The sequence below is a fragment of the Collinsella sp. TM09-10AT genome, from assembly GCF_003436275.1.
In the GTDB taxonomy this organism is placed as follows: domain Bacteria; phylum Actinomycetota; class Coriobacteriia; order Coriobacteriales; family Coriobacteriaceae; genus Collinsella.
This window is the reverse complement of record NZ_QSOP01000026.1, coordinates 21,115-28,265: the sequence shown is the minus strand read 5'-3', so window position 1 is coordinate 28,265 and position 7,151 is coordinate 21,115. Positions and strand designations below refer to the sequence as shown.

The window sequence follows — 7,151 nt, the reverse complement described above, 5'->3', positions numbered from 1 at the left end:
AGGCGGGGCCGAGGCCGCCTCGATCAATTTGCGAAAGAATCTTGACGGTACCCGTTGGGAAACTGTATCCCATTCCGATTGCAAATTCCGGGTCGCATTTTCCACCAGAGCCCTCAACCGGAAACCGCATCCCATTCCAAAGCCAAATTCCGGGACGCACTTTCCGAAACGCCGCGCATTCGGAAAGTGCGTCCCGCTCTGAATACATCCGGACATGGAATATCCGCTTATTAGGCCTTCCATCAATAAAGGGGCGCCCTCCCGAGCGGCGGGCTCGAAGTTCATCGCGAGTTCCGCACGCAAAGAAGGCCACTTAATGTGGCCTTCTTCTTGTGCAGGACTGTAGAGCAGGGAACTTCGTGCCCGCCGCCCGGGAGGGCGTTGCGTTTAGAAGATGGACCTAGCGCTTATCCCTCCGGGACAAAAGTAGCGCGGCTATAAAAGCGATGCTGGCAAGAGTTAGCAAAACTAAAAGCAACGTGAGCGTGTTGTCGCCCGTTGCCGCCAGACCAAGCAAGCCGGGCTTCTTGCTGTCAGCAGACTGCACGGGAATCTTCTCGCCATCGTCCTCGGCGGTAATCTCCCAGCGAATGGTCTTGTTTGCGTCGGCAAGCTCGTTGCCCACCGACGTCGGAACGCTTAGCTGCAGATTAAGCACCGTGCTGTCATCGCTCGTAAACGTGGCGATTTGCGTGGGATAGGCGAACACGCTGCCCGGTGTTCCTGTCTGGAGCCAACCTGCAGAGGCATCGCCCACAGTCGCCGTTAAGGTGATGGGCGATAGCAGATGTGCCGTCTCGTGATCGACAACAGCCCGCACAAACACACGTACCTGGGACTTTACACCCGTGGTACGAACCCCAATCTGTTGCTCGCGTACATCGCCGGGCATTAGATCTTTAAAGGCTGGAAACAGATCGGGCTCCCCCGAGGAGTCCGTCGCTCCCGATACCGTTAGCTGGCGTGCATTTCCGTCATAGGCAATCGTGGGAACGTCAGCAAACGCACGTGCAGGAACGGCAAGCGCGATAAGGCAGACGATTGCCGCCATCACGCAGCGCAAGGAACACACAACGTCTTTACGAATCGGAGAAGCCATACCTACGCACCTCCATGCGGCGGCACCAGCACGCCATCCTTGACTGTACAGCCCCATGCCTCTGCAACTGCATCGTCGGGCGTGGATTGAATTGCTTGGGTCGAAATGTCAACGACCAGGTTCTTCCCATCTGCCTTCTGCTCAGTCACGCTCTTGATGAGCACATCGGTTTTGCCCATCGGAGCAACGGGAGACGTCCAGTAGTAGTACCCGTCGGACGCGACAACCCAAGACGAGGCGGTGTTGGAAGCAGATGCCTTGGACACACTGCCCCAGTCAATGACGTAGTCGGTGCCGGCAACTGGCTCATCCCACAGGCGTGCGCCATCCTGGTCCTGCCAGTAGATATCCACTGCAGCACGAATATAGGCGGGCGCAGTACCCGTGTTCTTCGCCTTGACATCGCTTTTCACTTTGCCGTTGAGCGTTTCCTGAACCGATGGCGTCACCGATCCGATGCCGAACTGGTTGACCAGCACGCCCGTAACCGAAAGCCAGGCCAACGTGCCTGCCGTACCGGCCAGGAGGATAACCCCCACCAGCAAGGCGATGATGCGCTTGCGCTTGGACATGCTAATCCTCCTTCTTTGCTACGTTGCCGTTGCTCCAAACGTTATGGGCACGATCGCTGCCGTCGATCCATTTGTCGTTCACACGCGTGTTCGTGCAGGTGAACGTGGCATCGTTCGCGCTCGATGCAGACGAAATCGTCAGCTCGGCAGTTTTACCGGGCGCCTTGCCCGGCGTGCTCAGCTCACCCTGGTAGCGCCATGCCCAAGCCGTATCTTCCTCGACGGTATAGATGCCAGCCGGAGCGGCGAACTGCACGCTGCCGACATAGCAAGTTTCACCGTTTTCGTCGCGCTGCTCGCTAACTTTCACCTCGACCATGCGCGTCTCGGCAGGAGAATCCTGCGACATCTTTCGCGTTACCTTAAAGCGGAACGTTTGCCCCATAGCGCTGACATCGGTCGTCTTTTTAACGATCGTCAGCGCATGAGTCTGGGCAAAGTTGAACACGGCTTTGCCGGGGCCCTGATCGCCCTCGCCCGTCTTCTTGGACTCCAGACGGTTGGCCAGGTCGAACGAGCCGTCACCCGAACCAAGGCTGTAGAGCGAGACAAACTTGCCGTTTACGGGCTCTTCCGCCACAGAAACACCCTCTGTACCAGGCCCGTAGCTTGCCCGCATTACCGTAACGGTCAGCCGCGTTCCCATAAACGGCTTGGCAAAGCAGACCTTAAACGGCGCCTTGTCGGCACTGTCATCGACGGTGTTGGCGGCGGCGGGATCGAGCAGCCACTTAAGCTGGGCGGTCATGGTTTCGGACTTCGCGGGATCAGACGTATCTTTGGCAACCACGCGATATGTAACGGGATACAGGTCCATGTCGCCCTTAATTGGCTCGTCCTTAAACACATCCCAAGGCTTCGTATCACCATCGGCGCCCACATATCGCCACTCCAAGAAGAGCTCACGCATATCGCCATTGGCGGCCGCACGCTCATCGAGCAGCGCGACGATCTTGGAATGGGCGTCCGGGTCGTATGCCACGGACTTTTGCTCCATCATGGGATTCCCGCTGTTGTCATAGACGGGGCGGCCGTTCTCATCCATTTTGGGAACATCAACCGTATAGACGAAGCCGGACTTGCCGTCCTGCGCACGCTCGTCGCCCGAGTCGACCGTCGCCGTAAAGAGAACCGACCCGTCGACACCGTGATAGCGCACCTTATGCGGCGCAATCTTGTACACCGCAGTGTACATCGCGCTCTTAAAGGGCTCATTGCCCTCGAGGGGATACTTGTCGTCACCGGTCATCAGGGTGTACTTGTTATCGGATTCATAGTCACGCGACCAGCCGACAAAGTCGTACTTGGTGCCATCCTTGCCGACAACCTCAGTTGCAGCTTTTACCTCCAGCGATATTTGATCACCAGAGTCGGTCCGCGAAAGATAACGCACAGAACCGGGGTCATCCAGATTGGCATCGATATTCGATTGAACACGCACCGCGCTGGCGCGGTAGACCGGATACAACTCCATGGGGGCCTTGACCACGGTGCTTTTATTCACCATGGAAACGTCGTCCGACCAAACGACATAACCGTTGCCAGCTACCGGCTTAGTTTCCGTCCAGCCCACGAAGGCATTGTATGCGTTTGTTGCAGCATCGATATCGCCGACGTTATACGTTGGCAGCGGGATGCCGTCCTTAAGGCTGCCGAGAGAATCGCCCTGCTGGGCTACCTTACCGTCCACATCCCTGGCATTGAGATGGTACACAACCGCCAACGGCGAATAGTACGCCACAAATGTATAGGCCCCGCCGGGTTCCACCTGATGGGAATACGAGTTATCGCCGTTAGGTTCGATGTCTTCAACTTCGCCATTCGGAAGCTCGATCTCAACCTTCTGCAACTTATACAGCTCACCGCCTGCTTTATAAACCGGAGTCGTGACGTCAGGGGTCACCGTTGCCGTAGCAGGGTCGGTGCCCGCGTTGATAACGGGATCGATGTCGTACCTAGGCACATTAACCTTGTCCGTGCCCTTAAAACCGGCGCGATACAGGTTGGTGGTGTACCTAACATCGTACTTCGCGTACACCGGATAGGCATCCTGCCACTGGGTGACCTTAAAATCTGGTTTCACCAGATACGGTTCGGCCTTATCCGGGTCAGAAGTGGTGAAGGAATCGCCCTCGACATCGTAGATATACTTCCAGACGTCAGAATCCCTCTGGACCTCGGCGGTCGAAATCCAGCCCAGGAACTTATAGCCCGGCACGGCCATGTCGGCATCGGTCGGGGAAGCTTCGAGGGTCAGGGGGCTCTCATACGATCCCTTCTCACCATCTTCTGGCTTTTCGGCCACTTTAACCGACTTATTAACATGCGGGTAGTAATACGTGAACGTCGGATCCGCCCCGTTCACCTTGGTCTGCAGCAAGTTACTCTCATAGCGCCGCGTGGCAGTCCTCACGACATTATCGCCCTTGTTGTAGAAATTAACGTCCGTGGTAATCATCGCGCGAACGTAGTACTTCTTATCTGTACGCACCATGCTCTCGATGGGATTTTTCACATATGTCCAATATTCACCATCGCGCTCAAGCGTCCAGAAATTCAGGCGATAGCGATCATTCACCGGTTTGACCGTTACGTTCAGCGAAGCCGAAGTCCAAGTATCGCTTAGCGTTGCAGCGCCTGGAAAATCGGTATCGGCATAGAGGTTTTTTAGAGTATCGGCTCCCGTATCGTTTTTAACGTTGTGCGAGTACGCGTTAAGGGGACTCACGACAAGGGTTTCCTTCGTGAAGCGCGTGCCACACGTTTCATAACTATCCTTTATACCGTGGTCAACATGCTCCGGGCCCCAGTGGACGACGTTTTCACGCACGAAGGTACTACCGACGTTTTCCTCAAAGGGCGTTTGATAGCGATTCCAAACGGAACAAAGTAGCTTGCTGTCCGTAAACTCATGGTTGGTATAAGCCCGAACGTAATAATCCACTCGGTACTCAAAGCGGGCGATGTAGGTATGCGGCGCGGTTAAATCGACATCGGCGGGGAGCGTATAGCTGGGGTCGCGGCTTACGCGCACCTCGAGCGGGGCATCCTCGGTTCCCTTGTTTTCATACCAACCCAGGAAACGATAGCCGTCGGGCAGCTGGCCCTCCTCGGATATAGCTTTACCGGATACGTCGAGCACCTGTACGGTATACGCGCTTGTGCCATCTTCTGCAGTCTCAACCTTAACGTCAGTTTTGCCCACACCGTCGCGCCGAGTCTGATCGTCGGTTGCATCCTGCTCATTGCCCTCAAACACCGTCATGATGTTCGACACATAGTCGGTGTACACCGGATAAAAATCGGTAGGGCCAAGCACAGTGATCTCGGTGCCGGCAGGATAGAACGCACCGGCGTTTTTTAACTCGGCAAGCTCAGGCGAGGTGATGGCCGCGTAACCGCCATGCATCCCGGCCTCGCCACTCGGCTGCGTCGTCCAACCGATAAAGGTGGCGCTGGCAGAAAGAGTGCCGCGGTCCGCAGGGGCAGCCGGCGTTAAACCGACGCCATAGCGGTACCAGTCCGTCGACTTGTCGTGCTCCTCGCCGCTCTGCCACGCGAGCGTCTCGCCCTTGACGTTATAGAACAGTACCTGCGCCTCGTACGAAGCAATAAACAGGTCGTTGCCCTTAAAGGCCTCGGCCCCCTTCGCGTTATCGGCGGTATAGCTCGACGTTATCTCGTGCGCTTCGTTCTTCTGGACCTGCTTGCCAGCCTTAACGGCATCGGCATCGGTCTTGCCGTTAAACCAGGCGTTATCGGCATCGATACGGTTCACATTGACTCCGGGCTCACGGAACCAGCCCATAAAGCGGTAGCCGCCGTTGGCCTCGGTCAAACCCTCTGGCTTTGCGGAGGTATCCTGCTTAAACGTTACCGATGTATCGCCCTGGGCCAGGCCTTGGGCCGTTCCCGCCAGCACGGCGCTCACGGCAAAGGCGTACGGATCCGAGGTCGCCTGGTCTTTGCCAAGTTTGGTCTTCTCGATTGTCGCGGTGCCCGCACCGGGAAAATCGATCGTCGCCTTAACGCTTTGGCCATGCACGGGAATTTTCAGCTTGTAATCCATCGCCCACTCATTGGGGTGCGGGGCACCCAGGGCCTTGTCGTTAGCGGTCGAGCGCATGGTGCCGGCACAGAAGTCGTAGTCGTGCTCTTCCCACAGCTCGCGCGTGGTGTAGCGTTCGTCATCCCACGGACCATAGCCATCGCCCTTGATGATGCCGTCGCCGCCAAACGAGGGGATTTTCTTTTTGGCAGGGTTGCCCTGGCTGCTGCCGTTTAGGCTCACGCTCGGCTTAAAGTAGCATTCGGTAACCGTGGCGTCACCCTTGTTGGCGCGCGCAGCAATACCGCCCAGGTTCACATCGTTTTGAATGATGGGGATCACGGCGATGGGATTATACTGACGCGAGCTCAAGTCACCCGCAAAATGGCTTCGGACGAGCTCGTTGCCCTTTTCGGTTAGAATACGACCCGCCAAGCCACCCGTCCACGCGCGCGTCACGGCGACGACGCCCACGTACGACGCGGCATAGCTGTAGCACTGCGCCGTCGAGAAGCAGTCGATAATCTTGGCGTCACCCGCCATACAGCCCACAAAACCCGAGGCATACACGTTGTTGCCGCCCAGGGCGCCAATGGCCACGTCGTACTTATTGGTGACGTCGGTCATGCCCTTCTCGGCAATCGAGCCGTCGTCCTTACGCGTCGGCGTCACGCGGCAGTACTCGATAGTCGAGTTCTTAACGTAGCCGGCAAACGCCGCCATATACAGACCCTCACCGCCGAGCGCCTGCACGCCCGAGGTCGTATTGTTGACGGCACGGCCGCCACGGACCTCGCAGTTGTAGAGGGTGCAGCCGTCGAGCTCGCCGACGATGAGACCGCCCTCAAAGCCTGCGTTGGTAATGAGGTTGAGAGCATTGTTGGCGCAGGTCACGTGCAGCGTGCTCTCCATGACCATAACGTTTTCGAAGCGCGTATTGACGGCCTTGCCCACGATAATGCCACCGCGGAAGTCCGCCCACACGTTGGCGTCCTTGACCAGGAAGTTTTTGATGGTGGCACCGTTGGTCTCGGCAAAAAATCCCGTATCGCGCTCGGGGTCAAAAGCGTCTTTATCGTAGTTCAGGCCCTCAACGGTGTGGTTTTGACCATCGAACACGCCCTTAAACGGATGCTCCTTGTTGCCAAACGACAGATGCTTAACGGTGTGCGAGACAATGGTCTTCATGTCGTCGCTGTCGAGCTCAATGTCGTTATCGAGATATACGTGCCAGCCGGACGTATCGCGCTCGCGCGACAGCGCCACACACGACAAAAAGTCAGCCTCGTTTTTGATGTGGAATTCGGTTTTGGCCTCGGGCACATCCTCGGCATGCACCGCCGTCGGCAGCGCCATAACGCAGCAAAGGGCAATCGTCGCGACGGCAACTAGCCTGCTAAGCACGCCCCGGTTCATGTTCTTGATCTTCATA

Annotated in this window: 3 protein-coding genes; all 3 read right to left on the bottom strand. The window is 57.0% G+C overall.

The genetic code is table 11. The features are described 5' to 3' along the window. Positions 1-400: 400 nt before the first annotated feature. The 3 genes from DXD77_RS09240 to DXD77_RS09230 are packed head-to-tail and all read right to left on the bottom strand — an operon-like array spanning position 401 to position 7,150. A complete protein-coding gene (locus DXD77_RS09240) occupies positions 401-1,099 on the bottom strand; it encodes a hypothetical protein (RefSeq protein WP_117648511.1) in 699 nt (232 codons plus the stop codon). Between the two features lie 2 nt (positions 1,100-1,101). Beyond that, positions 1,102-1,671: a hypothetical protein gene (locus tag DXD77_RS09235; RefSeq protein ID WP_117582958.1), complete on the bottom strand. Its 570-nt coding sequence runs from the start codon at positions 1,669-1,671 to the stop codon at positions 1,102-1,104. Between the two features lies 1 nt (position 1,672). Continuing rightward, on the bottom strand, positions 1,673-7,150 hold the full coding sequence (locus DXD77_RS09230; protein WP_117648510.1) for a hypothetical protein: 5,478 nt from the start codon (positions 7,148-7,150) through the stop codon (positions 1,673-1,675). Between the last annotated feature and the right edge of the window lies 1 nt (position 7,151).

Bases quoted from the DNA above. Each gene is read 5' to 3' on its own strand.
- DXD77_RS09240 (WP_117648511.1), bottom strand. From the start codon at position 1,099: ATGGCTTCTCCGATTCGTAAAGACGTTGTGTGTTCCTTGCGCTGCGTG.
- DXD77_RS09230 (WP_117648510.1), bottom strand. From the start codon at position 7,150: ATGAAGATCAAGAACATGAACCGGGGCGTGCTTAGCAGGCTAGTTGCC.
- DXD77_RS09235 (WP_117582958.1), bottom strand. From the start codon at position 1,671: ATGTCCAAGCGCAAGCGCATCATCGCCTTGCTGGTGGGGGTTATCCTC.